General features: G+C 72.7%; 12 protein-coding genes. 6 read left to right on the plus strand and 6 right to left on the minus strand.

What is annotated here, in order from left to right; genetic code table 11:
- Window positions 1–152 precede the first annotated feature (152 nt).
- Together ggt and VR894_RS02340 are read left to right on the plus strand one after the other, a co-directional pair.
- Window positions 153–2,603 (plus strand): gamma-glutamyltransferase, encoded by a 2,451-nt coding sequence (gene ggt, locus VR894_RS02335; protein ID WP_324649695.1) that lies wholly within the window; start codon window positions 153–155, stop codon window positions 2,601–2,603.
- Between the two features lie 93 nt (window positions 2,604–2,696).
- Window positions 2,697–3,563, plus strand: a complete 867-nt coding sequence (locus VR894_RS02340; protein ID WP_324649696.1) for an exodeoxyribonuclease III — start codon at window positions 2,697–2,699, stop codon at window positions 3,561–3,563.
- A 284-nt stretch (window positions 3,564–3,847) separates the two neighbouring features.
- Here VR894_RS02340 and galK read toward each other — a convergent pair whose 3' ends face one another.
- From galK to VR894_RS02355, 3 genes are read right to left on the minus strand one after another with little or no spacing between them, the layout of a single operon-like run.
- Complete coding sequence (gene galK / locus VR894_RS02345) at window positions 3,848–5,080, minus strand: galactokinase (RefSeq protein ID WP_324649697.1); 1,233 nt, start codon at window positions 5,078–5,080, stop codon at window positions 3,848–3,850.
- Entirely contained in the window at window positions 5,077–6,270 is a 1,194-nt protein-coding gene (gene galT, locus VR894_RS02350; RefSeq protein WP_324649698.1) for a galactose-1-phosphate uridylyltransferase, read from the minus strand. The genes galK and galT overlap by 4 nt, the downstream gene beginning before the upstream one ends.
- Entirely contained in the window at window positions 6,263–7,096 is an 834-nt protein-coding gene (locus VR894_RS02355) for a DeoR/GlpR family DNA-binding transcription regulator (protein WP_324649699.1), read from the minus strand. The genes galT and VR894_RS02355 overlap by 8 nt, the downstream gene beginning before the upstream one ends.
- Window positions 7,097–7,275: 179 nt before the next feature.
- Here VR894_RS02355 and VR894_RS02360 point away from each other — a divergent pair, with 179 nt between their 5' ends.
- Window positions 7,276–8,568, plus strand: coding sequence for a YihY/virulence factor BrkB family protein (locus tag VR894_RS02360; protein ID WP_324649700.1), 1,293 nt, complete (start codon window positions 7,276–7,278; stop codon window positions 8,566–8,568).
- Between the two features lie 48 nt (window positions 8,569–8,616).
- Here the strand turns inward: VR894_RS02360 and VR894_RS02365 are convergent, their stop codons facing one another.
- The 3 genes from VR894_RS02365 to VR894_RS02375 are packed head-to-tail and all read right to left on the minus strand — an operon-like array spanning window position 8,617 to window position 12,041.
- Window positions 8,617–9,360 carry a succinate dehydrogenase/fumarate reductase iron-sulfur subunit gene (locus tag VR894_RS02365; protein ID WP_324649701.1) on the minus strand — a complete coding sequence of 248 codons (744 nt, stop codon included), beginning with the start codon at window positions 9,358–9,360 and terminating at the stop codon, window positions 8,617–8,619.
- Window positions 9,357–11,327: a fumarate reductase/succinate dehydrogenase flavoprotein subunit gene (locus tag VR894_RS02370; RefSeq protein ID WP_324649702.1), complete on the minus strand. Its 1,971-nt coding sequence runs from the start codon at window positions 11,325–11,327 to the stop codon at window positions 9,357–9,359. The genes VR894_RS02365 and VR894_RS02370 overlap by 4 nt, the downstream gene beginning before the upstream one ends.
- A gap of 21 nt (window positions 11,328–11,348) precedes the next feature.
- Window positions 11,349–12,041: a succinate dehydrogenase cytochrome b subunit gene (locus VR894_RS02375; protein ID WP_324649703.1), complete on the minus strand. Its 693-nt coding sequence runs from the start codon at window positions 12,039–12,041 to the stop codon at window positions 11,349–11,351.
- 79 nt (window positions 12,042–12,120) lie between these two features.
- Between VR894_RS02375 and VR894_RS02380 the strand changes: the two genes are divergently transcribed.
- The 3 genes from VR894_RS02380 (at window position 12,121) to VR894_RS02390 (ending at window position 15,821) form a co-directional block, all read left to right on the plus strand.
- Window positions 12,121–13,212 carry a mannose-1-phosphate guanylyltransferase gene (locus VR894_RS02380; RefSeq protein WP_324649704.1) on the plus strand — a complete coding sequence of 364 codons (1,092 nt, stop codon included), beginning with the start codon at window positions 12,121–12,123 and terminating at the stop codon, window positions 13,210–13,212.
- 38 nt (window positions 13,213–13,250) lie between these two features.
- A complete protein-coding gene (locus VR894_RS02385; RefSeq protein WP_324649705.1) occupies window positions 13,251–14,540 on the plus strand; it encodes an amidohydrolase in 1,290 nt (429 codons plus the stop codon).
- 153 nt (window positions 14,541–14,693) lie between these two features.
- Window positions 14,694–15,821, plus strand: coding sequence for a BMP family ABC transporter substrate-binding protein (locus VR894_RS02390; protein WP_324649706.1), 1,128 nt, complete (start codon window positions 14,694–14,696; stop codon window positions 15,819–15,821).
- The last annotated feature ends 114 nt before the right edge of the window (window positions 15,822–15,935 follow it).

Here is a 15,935-nt window from a genome sequence, read left to right on the forward strand (position 1 = left end):
CGTCCCGGGGGGTGTCCCGTGCGCTGAGGGCGGCAGTAGCATGCCCGGCACCGGAGGGGCCACGGGGGTCCCCGATCCAACGGAGGACGACGATGTCACACGCGTGGAGAGGGCCGGGGAGAACGGCCACGTCACTGTTACCCGCACTGCTGGTGTCGGCACTGCTCGTCGGTGCCCAGGCACCGGCCGCACACGGCCTGCCGCAGGAGTACGACAAGGAGGCGACCGCAACCGGGTACGACGGTGCGGTCGCCTCGCTCGACCCGTACGCCTCGCTCGCGGGCCTGGAGATCCTGCGTGCCGGCGGCAACGCGGTCGACGCCGCCGTCGCGGCGTCGGCGACGCTCGGGGTCACGCGCCCCTACGACGGCAGCATCGGCGGCGGTGGCTTCATGGTCATCTACTCCGCGGACACCGGCGAGGTCACGACCATCGACTCGCGGGAGGAGGCGTGGGCGGCGATGGAGCCGGACGTCTTCCTCGAGGACGGCGAGCCGATCCCGTTCCAGGAGCGCCGGGTCTCCGGCCTGTCCCAGGGCGTGCCCGGGCTCGTCCACGGGTGGGAGCTGGCGCTGTCCGAGCACGGGACGATGCCGCTCGAGCGCGTCCTGGAACGCGCCACCGCCGTCGCGGAGGACGGCTTCGTCGTCGACGCCGAGTACCAGTCCCGCACCCAGGACAACCTCGAGGTCTTCCGCGACTTCACGTCTACCACGGAGACCTTCCTCGTCGACGGCGAGGCGCCGCAACCGGGCACCGTCATCACCAACGAGGAGCTCGCGCACACCTACCGGCTGCTCGCCGAGCACGGGCCCTCGGTGTTCTACGAGGGGGAGATCGCCGAGGCGATCGTCGCGACGAACACCAACCCGCCCGTCGTGGAGGACGCCGACCGTCCGGTGCGCCCGGGCGCGATGACCCTCGCGGACCTCGCCGCGTACGAGGCCCTCGAGCGGGAGCCCACGATGGTGGACTACCGCGGGTTCGAGGTCTACGGCATGGGCCCGCCGTCCAGCGGCGGCTCGACCGTCGGTGAGGCGCTGAACATCCTCGAGGGGGTCGACCTCGCCGACCTGACGCCGGAGGAGGTGCTCCACCAGGTGGCGGAGAGCTCGGCGGTCGCCTTCGCCGACCGCAACGCCTACGTGGGCGACGACGCGTTCGTCGACGTGCCACTGACGGGGCTGCTCTCCCAGGAGTTCGCCGACGAGCGCCGCGAGCTCATCGGTGAGGACGCGCTGCCCCGCCCCGTGCCGGCGGGCGACCCCTGGCCGTACGACGGGACCGACGGGGCGGCTGCGGACGCCGGCTCGGACGAGGGGCCCGGCTCGACGACGCACCTCACGGTCGCCGACCGGTGGGGCAACGTCGTGAGCTTCACCTTCACCATCGAGCAGATCGGCGGCAGCGGGATCGCCGTCCCCGGGTACGGGTTCCTGCTCAACAACCAGCTCACCGACTTCGAGCCCGATCCCGAGCACCCGGCCAACGCGCCGGCGCCGGGCAAGCGGCCACGCAGCAGCATGAGCCCGACCATCGTGCTGGGCGAGGACGGCTCACCGGTCGCCGCGTTCGGGTCGCCCGGAGGATCGACGATCATCACCACGGTGCTGCAGGTGGCCGTCAACCACCTCGACCTCGGCCTGTCGCTGCCGGACGCCATCGCGGCACCCCGGCTGTCGAACCGCAACACGACGGCCACGCTGGCCGAGGCGGGGATCCACGACACGGCGCTCGGGGACGCGCTGCGGGCACGCGGCCACCAGGTCGATGCCACGGACACGCTCGGCAACGTCACCGGCGTGGCCTTCCTGCCGGGCGGCCGGTTGCAGGCGGCCGCCGAGCCGGAACGGTCGGGTGGCGGGAGCGCCATGGTCGTGCGGCCCTCCGGCGTCGCGGGGCCGCAGGACCCGGGGCAGGCGTACGGGTTCTTCCTGACCAACGGCTGGCAGGGTGGTGCTGCGGACTACGCCTTCATGTACGGGCGGCACACCGACGAGGTGCTCATCGGCGACTGGGACGGTGACGGCGCCGACTCCATCACGGTGCGTCGCGGCGCCCGGTACTTCGTCAACAACCACCCGCGCGGGGGTCCGGCCGACTGGGAGTTCACCTACGGCAGGGCCGGCGACGACGTCCTGGTTGGCGACTGGGACGGTGACGAGGTCGACACCCTGGCCGTGCGCCGGGGGAGGGCCTACTTCGTGAAGAACTCCCTCAGCGGCGGGGAGGCGGACGTGGTGGTCCACTACGGCCGGGAGGGCGACGCCGTCGTCGTCGGTGACTGGGACGCCGACGGGCGCGACACCCTCGCCGTGCGCCGGAGCACCGCGTACCACGTCCGGAACACGATGACGTCCGGGCCGGCCGACACCGTGTTCCACTTCGGGCGACCGGGCGACGTCACGCTGGCCGGGGACTGGGACGGTGACGGGCAGGACACCATGGCCGTGCGCCGGGGGGCGGAGTACCACATGCGCAACACGCTGAGCGACGGGCACGCGGACATCATCGTCGTCTTCGGCCGCGCGACGGACGAGGCCCTCGTCGGTGACTGGGACGGCGACCACACCGACACGCTGGGGGTGCGTCGGACCCCCTGAGGAGGCGGCACCGCTCCGGCAGCGGGGCTCGCGGCCACGACGGCCGCGGGCCCCGCTGTCCGGCGATGTCGGTGGCTCGGTGAGAATGGAGGCATGCTGAGAATTGCCACCGTCAACGTCAACGGGATCCGCGCCGCCTACCGCAAGGGGATGGACGCGTGGATGGCCCGCCGCACCCCCGACCTGCTCCTCCTCCAGGAGGTCCGCGCCCCCGACGACGTGCTCGAGGAGCTGCTCGGTGACGGCTGGCACGTGGCCCACCAGGCCAGCGACATCAAGGGCCGCGCCGGCGTCGCCGTCGCCTCCCGGCTGCCGGTCACGGCGGTGCGGGTGGGGCTGGGGACCGACGAGCCACCGGTGGACACCGGGCGGTGGGTGGAGCTGGACGTCGAGGTCCCGGGCGGCGACCGGCCCCTGACCCTCGCGTCCGTGTACGTCCACTCGGGGACCGCCACCGACCCGGAGCGGATGGCGGCGAAGTACACCCACCTCGACAAGGTCACCGCCCGGCTCGCCGAGCTCGCGCGGCAGGCGGCGGCGGGGGAGCGGGACGTCGTCGTCGGCGGGGACGTCAACATCGTGCACCGGCCCGTCGACATCAAGAACTGGAAGAGCAACTACAACCGGACCTCCGGGGTGCTCGACGCGGAGATCGCCTACCTCGACCACTGGTTCGACGAGCTGGGCTGGGTCGACCTCGGGCGCCGCCTGGGAGGGGAGGGCCCCGGCCCGTTCACGTGGTGGTCGATGCGCGGGAAGGCCTTCGACAACGACGCCGGCTGGCGGATCGACTACCTCCTCGCCACCCCGCGGGTCGCCGAGCTCGTGCGTGAGGCGGTGGTCGACCGCGCCCCGGCCTACGACCAGCGCTTCTCCGACCACGCGCCCGTCGTCGTCGACCTCGTGCCCACCGCCGAGCGGGCGGCGAGCGACTCCCTCGCGGTGGCGCGCGCGACCTGAGCCGACGCGGCTCCACTCCCCGGCTCTCGACCCGGCGCGGCAGCCATCCCTGCCTCCGACCCGGCGCGCCGCTCCAGCCGGCCACGCTCGCCCGCCCCGGTGGGCGCCACCGGTCTCGACCGGGAGCGGGCCGACGGGGGACCTCGTCGCGGGACGTCAGATTGACTCACCTGGTGAGTCAATCTGACGTCCCGCACAACCTCTCCCCCCTCCGGTCACCGGCCCGGTGGCCGGAGCGAGGCGTGGCGCCGAGCGCGGGTGCCTCCGGCCGGCGCGCGGCGCCGCTACCCGCTCGTCGCGGACACCGCCGCGGCCGGGGCGCTCGCGGGCGAGAGCAGGAAGGCGGGCCGGGCGAAGCCGGCTGCGGCGAACGCGTCGGTGACCTCGCGGGCCACCCGGTCGGCGCTCCCGGCGGGCAGCAGCGCGATCGCCGAGCCGCCGAAGCCACCGCCGGTCATCCGGGCGCCGTGCGCGCCGACGGCGGTGGCCGTGTCGACGGCGAGGTCGAGCTCCGCGCAGGAGATCTCGTAGTCGTCGCGCATGGAGACGTGCGAGCCCGCCATGAGTGCGCCGAGCCCGGCGACCCGCTCGGCGTCCAGGGGACCGCCCTGAAGCAGCTCGGCGAACCGTGCGACGCGTTCGATCTCCGTGACGACGTGGCGGACCCGGCGGCGCACGACCGGGTCGTCGAGCGCGGACAGCGCGCCCTGGAGGTCGGTGACCTCGCGCAGCGTCGCCACCCCCAGCTGCCGGGCCGCCGCCTCGCAGCTGTCCCGCCGCTCGGCGTACTGCCCGTCGACCAGCGCGTGAGGCGCTCGGGTGTCGATGACGAGCAGCTCGAGCCCGACGGGCGCCAGGTCGAAGGGTAGCTGCCGCGTGCCGCCGTCCCGGCAGTCGAGGAGCAGCGCATGGCGCTCCTGCGCGCGGAGCGACGCGGACTGGTCCATGCCGCCGGTGGGCGCCCCGGCCACCTCGTTCTCCGCGCGGACGCACGCTGCGGCGAGTCGGGAGCGGCCCGCGTCGTCGGCGCCGAGGCCCAGCCCCCACACGTCGTCGAGCGCGATCGCGACGGCGGACTCGAGCGCCGCGGACGAGGAGAGCCCGGCCCCGTACGGCACGCAGCTGTCGACCGCGACGTCGAAGCCGACCGCGCGGTCCCGGGAGGCCAGGCCCTCCGCCACCAGCGCCCACGCGACGCCGACGACGTACGCGGGCCAGCCCTCGACCGTCCCCGGCCCGACGTCGTCGAGGGACACCGAGCGTGTCCCGCTCTCCTGGGCGGAGACGAGCCGCACGGTCCGGTCCTCACGCGGCCGCAGGGCCACGAAGGTGCGGTGCGGCAGGGCGACGGGCAGGCACAGGCCACCGTTGTAATCGGTGTGCTCGCCGATGAGGTTCACCCGCCCCGGTGCCGACCACACGCCCTCCGGCGCCGCACCGAAGGTCGCGCCGAACAGGTCGGCGGCACGGTGTGCGCCGTCGTCGGCGGTCCACGCGGGGAGGAGCCGAGCGGTCATCGCAGCGCCTCGCGGAACCGGTCGGCGATGGTCTCGGGGGTGGTGTCCCCGATCCAGGCGCCCATGCCGGACTCGGAGCCGGCGAGGTACTTCAGCTTGCCGGGCGCGCGCAGGATCGAGAACAGCTGCAGGTGCAGGCGCAGGTCGTCCCGTCCCTCGTGGACCGGGGCCTGGTGCCAGGCGGAGATGTAGGGCAGCGGGACGCTGCGGGCGTCCTCCCCCTCACCCGTGGTGAAGAACCGGTCACCGGCCCGCAGCAGACGCTGGTAGATCGTGGCGAGGTCGGCGCGCTCGTCGTCCTGCAGCGCGGGCAGGTCGGGGACGTCCCGGCGGGGGGCGAGGTGGACCTCGACCGGCCAGCGGGCCGCGGCGGGGACGTAGGCCACCCAGTGCGCGGACTCGGCCACCACCCGCCGTCCGGAGCGCAGCTCGGCCTCGAGCACGTCGCGCAGCAGGTTCCGGCCGGTGCGCGCCCGGTGCGCCCGCGCCTGGCCGAGCATCTGCGCGGTCCGGGGCGGCAGGTAGGGGTAGGCGTAGATCTGGCCGTGCGGGTGGTGGAGCGTCACCCCGATCTCCCTGCCACGGTTCTCGAAGCAGAACACCTGCTCCACGCCGGGGAGGGCGGAGAGCTCGCGCGTGCGGTCCACCCACGCCTCGATGACCGTGCGCAGCCGCCGGGTGCCGACCGTCGCGAGCGAGCCGGCCGGGTCCGGCGAGAAGCAGATGACCTCCGCGCGCCCGGCGGCCGGTCGGGCCGGCCACAGCTCCTCCCCGTCGACGTACCACGCCTCGTCGGCCTGGCCCGGGATGCGCAGGAGCGAGGGGAAGCGGTTCTCGAAGACGACGACGTCGTAGTCGGTGTCCGGGATCTCCCCGTCCTGGTAGGTGGCGCCCGGCTTGGCCGGTGCCAGCGGGTTCGCGTCGGCGGGCGGCAGGAAGGTCCGGTTCATCCGGTGCGCGGCCATCACCACCCACTCGCCGGTGAGCACGTCCCACCGCATCTCCGGCCCGGTGACCGCGCGCGTCCGGCCGTCGTGCCCCTCGACGGGGGCGAAGCGGTCGGGGAGGGGCCGCGGGTCGTCCAGCCGTCTCGTCGCCCCGCCCGAGACGTAGGGCTCGGAGTCGTCGAAGTAGATGATCTCGCGTCCGTCCGCGAGGGTTCCACGGGTCTTGCGCACGGTGTCAGTCATCTGAGGCGATCTCCAGGGAGAAGTCGTAGGTGGTGGCAGCCGCGAGGGTCTCCTCGTCGGGCCGGGTGTCGGTGACGAGGGCGGCGAGGTCCTCGACCCCGCAGAAGGAGCGCAGTCCCCGCACCCCCCACTTGCTCGCGTCGAGGACGGCGACGGCGCTGCGTCCCGTCGCCAGGAGCGCGGCGTTGGTCGCGGCCTCCTGGAGGTTGGGGGTCATGAGGCCGACGGCCGGGTCGAAGCCGTGGGCCCCGAGGAACACCCAGTCCACCCGGACAGCGCGCAGGTAGTCCACCGTCGCCGGGCCGACGAGGGCGTCCGACGGTGTGCGCTCCCCGCCGGTGAGGACGATCGTCGGGCTCGGTCGGGAGTTCTCCCGCGCCTGCATGGAGGCCCGGTGGAGGACGTCCGCGGCCGGCAGGGAGTTGGTGATGACGGTGAGCGTGGCGAGGTCCGGGTGGGCGGTGAGCGCGCGTGCGACGGCGAGCGTCGTCGTCCCCGCCGAGAGCGCGACGGCGTCGCCGGCCTCGACGCGCGACGCGGCCACGGCACCGATCCGGGCCTTCTCCGCCTGGTGCTGCCCCTCCTTGACGGCGAAGGCCGGCTCCAGCGCCGAGCGGCTGGGTGCGACGGCGCCCCCGTGGACGCGGGCGACCAGCCCGCGGCGCACGAGGATGGTGATGTCGCGACGGATGGTCATCTCCGAGACGCCGAGCTGCTCGACCATGTCGGCGACCCGGACCCCGCCGTGTTGACCGACAGCCGCGAGAATCTGCTGCTGGCGCTGTCGGGCCAGCAGCGGTGGGGAGTCGGGTCCCTCGGCGCTCATAATTACCAGTCTGCCACCAAAAAGCACACAACCGAACATCGCCGACCATCCCCCCTCCCTTCTCGCCGACAGCAGACTTCTGTCCGGGCCTGTGGACGAGACCTCCCTCCACATCGGCGCACCCGCGGGGTCATGACCGCGCTGATGCCGCGTCACGGGTCCGTCCCTAGGGTTGCCCCATGAGCACCGCGGCGCAGCGCACCGACAAGCCCACCCTCGGCGAGCGGCTCAAGGCGCTGCTGTCGTGGTGGGAGCACTCGCGCCCCGGACGCGGCCTGGCCCGGTACGCCAAGGCCCGCGGCGGTCTGCTCGCCGGGGGCATCACCTACTCCGCGCTGTTCTCCGTCTTCGCGGCGCTGACCATCGGGTACACCGTCTTCATGACGGTGCTCGGCAACAACGCCGAGCTGCGCCAGACCGTCCTCGACGGCGTGAACGACGCCCTGCCGGGCATCATCGACACCGGGACGAACGGGGGTCTCGTCGCCCCGGAGAACCTCATGCTCGAGACCGCACTCAACCCGGCGAGCATCGGGGCAGCCGCGGTCCTGCTGTGGACCGCCATCACGGTGATGAACGCCCTCAAGCGGTCGATCCGGGCGATGTTCGGGATCGTCACCCCCAAGGAGAGCCCGGTGCTCACCCGGGTGCGAGACCTCGGCGGGTTCCTCACGCTCATGCTCGCCGTCGTGCTCACGGCGGCCCTGGGGATCGCGGCCGGCACGGCCGGGGGCTGGGTGCTCGGCCTCATCGGGATCGAGGGGACCGTCGCGTCGGTCGCGCTGCGGATCGCCGGCTTCCTCGCGGCCTTCGTCGTCGACGCCCTCGTGTTCGTGCTCCTCTTCCGGGTGCTCGCCGGAGTCCACGTGCCCGGCCGCGACCTCCTCGTCGGTGCCGTGATGGGCGGGGTGGCCTCCGGGGTGCTGCGCGCCTTCGGCACCACGCTCGTCGGGGGCGCCGACGACCCGATCCTGGCGACCGCCGCGGCGCTCATCACGCTGCTCCTGTGGATCAACCTGCTGTCCCGGGTCACCCTGATGATCGCCGCATGGACCGCGAACCCGCCCGCACCGCCGAAGCCGGAGGACCCGGCGACGACGAACTTCGACGAGCACCCCAACTACGTCACGCTCTCGGCGCCGCGCACGCTGGAGTGGGAGTACGAGGCGATCACCGGCACGGTGGAGGCCGCCGACGACGTCCGGGAAGCCACCCTCGCCGCGGACCTCGAGCACCTCGGGGAGGAGGGGCAGCAGGTGCTGGCCGCGCGGCGCGAGACGGCGGAGCGGCGACGGGAGGAGGACCGCATCCTCGCCGAGGCCCGGGAACGCGAGGACCACTGGGGCGGGCTCGTCGGACGGGTTCGTCGCTGGAAGCACCGCCGCAGCGACCGTCGCCACGCCCGCAAGGACGCCTACGTCGACCGCGCGGCCCGGCGCCGCGAGGCCCGCGGCGAGACGCCCCGTCGCTGACGCGGCCCGAGCACGCGACGGCCCGGTCCGGGTGGGGGCCGGTCGTGCTCAGTGACCGGCGCGAAGAGCCGTGCGCAGGTCGAAGTTCAGCTGGTTGATCGTGTCCAGCGGGATGCCCTTGGGGCACACGGCCGCGCACTCGCCGATGTTCGTGCAGCCGCCGAAGCCCTCGGCGTCCTGCTGGGCGACCATCGAGACGACCCGCCCGTGGCGCTCCGGCTGACCCTGGGGCAGCCGACCGAGGTGGGTGACCTTGGCGGCGGTGAACAGCATCGAGGACCCGTTCGGGCAGGCCGCGACGCAGGCGCCGCAGCCGATGCACGCGGCGGACTCGAAGGCGGCGTCGGCGTCGATCTTGGGCACGGGGGTGGCGTGCGCGTCGGGGGCCGCACCGGTGTTGGCCGAGACGAAGCCGCCGGCCTGGATGATCCGGTCGAAGGCGGAGCGGTCGACGACGAGGTCCTTGATGACCGGGAACGGGTCCGCGCGCCACGGCTCGACGGTGATGGTGTCGCCGTCGGAGAAGGAGCGCATGTGCAGCTGGCAGACGGTGGTGACCTCCGGCCCGTGCGCGACGCCGTCGATCATGAGGCCGCACGAGCCGCAGATGCCCTCGCGGCAGTCGTGGTCGAAGGCGACCGGCTCCTCGCCCTTCTCGATGAGCTGCTCGTTGAGGACGTCGAGCATCTCGAGGAAGGACATGTCCTCCGAGACGTCGTCGAGCTGGTAGTCGACCATCCGGCCGCGGGTGGCGGCGTTGGGCTGGCGCCAGACCTTGAGGGTGATTCTCACTTGTAGCTCCGCTGCTTCATCTCGACGTACTCGTACACGAGGTCCTCCTTGTGGAGCACCGGTGCCTCACCGGCCCCGGCCCACTCCCAGGCCGCGGCGTAGGCGAACTCGTCGTCGTGCCGCAGGGCCTCGCCGTCCTCCGTCTGGCTCTCCGCGCGGAAGTGCCCGCCGCACGACTCGCGGCGGTGGAGGGCGTCGATGCACATGAGCTCGCCGAGCTCGAGGAAGTCGGCGACGCGGTGCGCCTTCTCCAGTGACTGGTTGAAGTCGTCGGCCGAGCCGAGGACCTTGACGTCGCGCCAGTACTCCTCGCGCAGCGCCCGGATCTTCTCGACGGCGGTGCGCAGGCCCTCGGCCGTGCGCTCCATCCCGCAGTACTCCCACATGATGAGCCCGAGCTCCTTGTGGAAGGAGTCCACCGAGCGCTTGCCACCCGCGTTCATCAGCCGGTCGATCCGGTCGGTCACGGCCGCCCGTGCCTCGAGGACCGCGGGGTGGTCCTCGGGGACCTTCTCGAAGGGCCCGTCGGCGAGGTAGTCGTTGATCGTGTTCGGCAGCACGAAGTAGCCGTCCGCGAGGCCCTGCATGAGTGCCGAGGCGCCGAGCCGGTTGGCGCCGTGGTCGGAGAAGTTCGCCTCGCCGGTGACGAAGAGCCCCGGGATGGTGGACTGCAGGTCGTAGTCGACCCACAGGCCGCCCATCGTGTAGTGCACCGCCGGGTAGATGCGCATCGGCACCTCGTAGGGGTTCTCCCCGGTGATCTGCTTGTACATGTCGAAGAGGTTGCCGTACTTGGCCTCGACCGCCTTGCGGCCCATGCGGCTCATCGCCTCGGCGAAGTCGAGGTACACGCCGCGGCGCACGCCGTCCACCGCGGGGCCCACGCCGCGCCCCTCGTCACACATGTTTTTCGCCTGACGGGAGGCGATGTCACGGGGGACGAGGTTGCCGAACGCCGGGTAGATCCGCTCGAGGTAGTAGTCGCGGTCCTCCTCGGGGATGTCGCGCGGGTCCTTGTCGCAGTCCTCGGCACGCTTGGGCACCCAGATGCGGCCGTCGTTGCGCAGCGACTCGCTCATCAGCGTGAGCTTGGACTGGTAGTCCCCGGAGACCGGGATGCACGTGGGGTGGATCTGGGTGAAGCACGGGTTGGCGAACATCGCGCCCTTGCGGTGCGCCCGCCAGATGGCGGTGGTGTTCGAGCCCATCGCGTTCGTCGAGAGGTAGAAGACGTTGCCGTAGCCACCGGTCGCCAGCACGACGACGTCGGCGAGGTGGGTCTCGATCTCACCGGTGACCATGTCCCGGACGATGACCCCGCGGGCCTTGCCGTCGACGACGACGAGCTCGAGCATCTCGTGGCGGGCGAACATCTGCACCGTGCCGGCCGCGACCTGCCGCTCGAGCGCCTGGTAGGCGCCGATGAGGAGCTGCTGGCCGGTCTGGCCGCGGGCGTAGAACGTGCGGGAGACCTGCACGCCGCCGAAGGAGCGGTTGTCGAGGAGCCCGCCGTACTCCCGGGCGAAGGGCACGCCCTGGGCGACGCACTGGTCGATGATGCTCGCGCTGACCTCGGCCAGGCGGTAGACGTTGGACTCGCGGGAGCGGAAGTCGCCGCCCTTGACCGTGTCGTAGAAGAGCCGGAAGACCGAGTCGTTGTCGTTGCGGTAGTTCTTGGCGGCGTTGATGCCGCCCTGCGCGGCGATCGAGTGCGCGCGGCGGGGGGAGTCCTGGTAGCAGAAGGACTTCACCTGGTAGCCGGCCTCGCCGAGCGTGGCGCCGGCCGAGGCCCCCGCCAGCCCGGTGCCGACGATGATGGCGCTGAGCTTGCGACGGTTGGCCGGGTTGACGAGCCGGGCACCGAACTGGCGCTCCTGCCAGCGACGCTCGATCGGGACGCCGGGGGCCTTGGTGTCGGCGATCGGAGCGCCCTCACGGTAGAGGCCGTCGATGAGCTGGTCAGTCATGGGGTGCACTACTCCGCAGTCTTAGACGAGGCCGAAGGCGATGGCGAGCGGCGGGACGAGGAAGCCGACGACGACGACGAGCGCCACGACCAGGGCGGTGGCCTTGATCGCCGGCTGGCGCTTGCGGTTGGACCAGCCCAGGGTCTGCACCGCGCTCCACACGCCGTGGCGCAGGTGCATCCCGAGCGCGATCATCGAGAGGACGTAGATGGCGAGCAGCCACCAGGTCTCGAAGGCCGCGACGAGCCGGTCGTAGGGGCTGTCGAAGGAGCCGCCGACCTCGATCGTCAGGGTCGTGAACTGCAGGATGTGGAACACGATGAACAGGAGCAGCGCGAGCCCGCCCCACCCCATCGTGCGGGAGGACAGCGTCGACGTCACCGACTTCTTCATCACGTACTTCTGGCTCCGCGCGCCGCGGTTGCGGCGGTTGAGCTGGAGGGCGCTCCACACGTGCAGCACCAGGCTGACGATGAGGCCGATCCGCATGATCCACAGGAAGCCCGAGTAGGGGAGCAGCGGCTCGCCGAGCACCCGCAGGTGGTGGGCGTAGTCGTCGAAGGCCGACTGCCCGGACAGTGCCTTGAGGTTCCCGTACATGTGGGCCAGCACGAAGAGCAGGAAGATGATCCCGGTCACGGCCATGACGATCTTCAGGGTGACCGTCGTGCGGCGACCCATAGCCTGCCGCGCTGCAGTGTGAGTGGTGGACACCCCAGCATCGTATCCACTTCTTTGCGATGGTCGGGACCATGGCCCCGGCCGGGCGGCGCCCGCTGTCTAGGCTGCGCACATGTCCTCGATCGCTGGGTTCCACGCCGTCGTGCCCGCCGGTGGTGCCGGCACGCGGCTGTGGCCGCTGTCCCGCCGCGCCCACCCCAAGTTCCTGCTCGACCTCACCGGCAGCGGTCGCACGCTGCTCCAGGGCACGTGGGACAGGCTGCTCCCGCTCACCGGTCCGGACGGGGTGGTCGTTGTCACAGGGGAGGCGCACGCGGGGGCGGTGCGGGCCCAGCTGCCCGACCTGCCGCCGACGGCGTTGCTCACCGAGCCGTCCGGGCGCGACTCGATGGCCGCGATCGGGCTGGCGGCAGCGCTGCTCAGGGAGCGTCACGGGGACGTCGTCGTCGGCTCCTTCGCGGCCGACCACGTCGTGCGTGACCCCGCGGCCTTCCACGCCGCGGTCCGGGAGGCGGTCGACGTCGCTCGTGCCGGGTTCGTCGTCACCCTGGGGATCGCGGCCGACCACCCCTCCACGGCCTTCGGGTACATCGAGTCCGGAGCACCCCTCGAGGGGGCGCCCTCGGCCAGGCGCGTCCGGTCCTTCGCCGAGAAGCCCGACGCCGCGACCGCCGTCGAGTACCTCGCCACCGGGCGGTACCGCTGGAACGCCGGCATGTTCGTCGTGCGGGCACAGGTGCTGCTCGAGCACCTCGAGCGGCTCCAGCCGCCGCTGCACGACGGGCTGGTCGCGATCGCCCGTGCCTGGGACACCGCCGAGCGGGCCGAGGTGCTCGCCCGCGAGTGGCCGCGGCTCACCCGCATCGCCATCGACCATGCCGTCGCCGAGCCCGTCGCGGCGGACGGTGGCGTGGCCGTCGTCCCCGCCGAGCTGGGCTGGGACGACGTGGGGGACTGGCGCTCGCTCGGTGCGCTGCTCCCCGCCGGCCCCGACGGCGTGACGCACCTGGGCGACGAGGATCTGGCCCTGGTCCTCGCCAGCCCGGGATCCGTCGTCGTGCCCGGTGGCGAGCGACTGGTCGCGCTGCTCGGCGTCCCGGACGCCGTCGTCGTCGACACCCCCGACGCGCTGCTCGTCACGACGACGGCGCAGGCCCAGCGGCTCAAGGAGGTCGTCGACAGGGTCCCCGACGCGCTGCGCTGAACGGCGCCCCCCGCCCGTGGAGGACTAGGGTCGCTGGGGTGAACGCAGCACCCACGCCCGACCGCATCGTCCAGCTCGCAGCGGAGCTCGAGGACGAGCTCATCGCCATCCGCCGCGAGATCCACGCCAACCCGGAGCTCGGGTGGATGGAGCAGGAGACGACAACCCTCCTGTTCGACCGTCTCGCCGCCGCCGGGCTGTCCCCGCGGCGCACCGCGGGCAGCGGCCTCGTCTGCGACATCGGCCCCGACCCGCGTGAGCGCGGCCGCCGCCGCATCGCCCTGCGTGGTGACATCGACGCGCTGCCGGTCCAGGAGAGCACCCGGCTGCCCTTCCGCTCCCGGCGCCAGGGCGTCTCCCACGCCTGCGGGCACGACGTGCACGCCACCGCGGTCCTCGGTGCCGGCCTCGTCCTCGCCCGGCTCGACGAGGAGGGGCAGCTGCCCGTCGGGGTCCGACTCGTCCTCCAGCCCGCCGAGGAGGTCCAGCCCAGCGGTGCCCAGGCGCTGCTCGACGCGGGCGTGCTCGACGGCGTCGAGCAGATCTACGCCCTGCACTGCGCGCCGAAGATCGACTGCGGCAAGGTCGGCTCCCGCATCGGGCCGATCACCGCGGCCTCGGACAACGTGACGATCACGGTGCGCTCGACCGGCGGGCACACGTCCCGGCCGCACCTCACCGGCGACGTCGTCTACGCCCTCGGGCACATCATCACCCAGCTCCCCGCCGTGCTCGACCGCCGCCTCGACCCCCGCTCGGGCGCCAACCTCACGTGGGGCGCCGTCAACGCCGGCAAGGCCCCGAACACCATCCCGTCCGTCGGGACCGTCACCGGGACCCTGCGCTCGCTCGACGTCGAGACCTGGGAGCGTGCCGGGGCGCTCGTCGACGACGTCGTCCAGGACCTCCTCTCCCCGCTGGGCGTGGAGGTCGAGCTCAAGCACCAGCGCGGGATGCCGCCGGTCGTCAACGACGAGCAGTGCGTCCGGATGCTCGACAGCGCCACCCGTGAGGTCATCGCCGACGACGCCGTCATCCTCACCGAGCAGTCGCTCGGGGGTGAGGACTTCGCCTGGTACCTGTCCCGGGTGCCCGGCGCGATGGTGCGTCTGGGGACGCGCGTCCCCGGCGGTCCGGCGCACGACCTGCACCAGGGCGACCTCGTCGTCGACGAGCGCGCGATCGGCATCGGGGTCCGCGTCCTCGCCCGCACGGCGCAGCGGGCGGGCTACGAGGCGCGTGTCGCGGCCCCGGTCAGACCCGGTGGCCGGGGCGGTGCGCCGCTCCGCGGAGGCGGGCGGGGAGGCGCGCCGGTGCGCGCGCCATAGCAACGTTTCTGTAACAGACCGGCACGACATCTCACGATGCGGCCAGATTCGAGGCTCGCGAGGCTTAAGGTCGGCTCTACACAGCCGATGACGTAGGTAGGGCGCCCCCATCGCCCGCCGGACCACCGGCACAACGATGACCAGGAGACAAGCGTGAAGAAGAGCATCTACGCGACCGCTCTCGCGGCCGTGGCCACGCTGGCCCTCGCGGCGTGCGGCGACGCACCCGAGGACGACAGCCCGGAGCCCGCCGGCGACGCCACCACGACGGCCGCCGACACCGAGACCGGCGACGCCGGTGACGACGCGGCGAGCGACTTCCTCGCCTGCCTCATCTCCGACCAGGGCGGCTGGGACGACCAGTCGTTCAACCAGTCGGCGATGGAGGGCGGCCAGCGCGCCGAGGCCGAGCTCGGCATCCAGCTCAACAACGCGGAGTCGCAGAGCGACGCGGACTTCGGGCCCAACGTCGACTCCATGGTGCAGCAGGGCTGTGACATCACGGTGGGCGTCGGCTTCCTCCTCGAGGACCCGATCCAGGGCGCGGCCGAGGCCAACCCCGACCTCAACTTCGGCCTCGTCGACGCGACCTTCTCCGAGGGCGACCCGCCCGAGCCGGTCGAGCTCGACAACGCCAAGCCGATCATCTTCAACACCGCCGAGGCCGCCTTCCTCGGCGGGTACCTCGCCGCGGGCATGACCGAGACCGGCACCGTCGCCACCTTCGGCGGCCTCCCGATCCCGTCGGTGAGCATCTTCATGGACGGCTTCGTCGACGGCGTGGCCAAGTACAACGAGGACAACGGCGCCGACGTCACGGTGCTGGGCTGGGACAAGGAGGCGCAGGACGGCACCTTCTCCGGCGGCTTCGAGGACCAGGGCCAGGGCCAGGCGCTGACCGAGGGCTTCATCGCCCAGGGCGCGGACATCATCATGCCGGTCGCCGGCCCGGTCGGCCTGGGTGCCGCCGCCGCCGCCGAGAACGCCGGCAACGCGTGGATCGTCGGTGTGGACTCGGACTGGACCCAGTCCACCGACTACGCCGACATCATCCTCGGCTCGGTCGTCAAGGAGATCGGCGCCGGTGTCTTCGAGACCATCGAGGAGGCCGTCAACGGCAGCTTCTCCGGCGAGCCCTACGTCGGCGACCTCGCCAACGGCGGTGTCAGCCTGGCCCTCGGCACCGCCGAGGTCCCGCAGGAGCTCCAGGACCAGCTCGACGCGCTCCAGGAGCAGATCGTCTCCGGTGAGCTCATGGTCGAGTCGCCGAACTCTCCGTGACCACCCCGCAGTGACCGCGTGACGGCCCGGCCACCGGCCGGGCCGTCACCACACTCGGGCGCCGCAGCCCGACCCCTCCACATCCCGCGGTCCCGGGCCACCGGGTGCCGTCGG

The organism is Georgenia sp. H159 (assembly GCF_035607575.1).
Taxonomy (GTDB): Bacteria; Actinomycetota; Actinomycetes; order Actinomycetales; family Actinomycetaceae; genus Oceanitalea.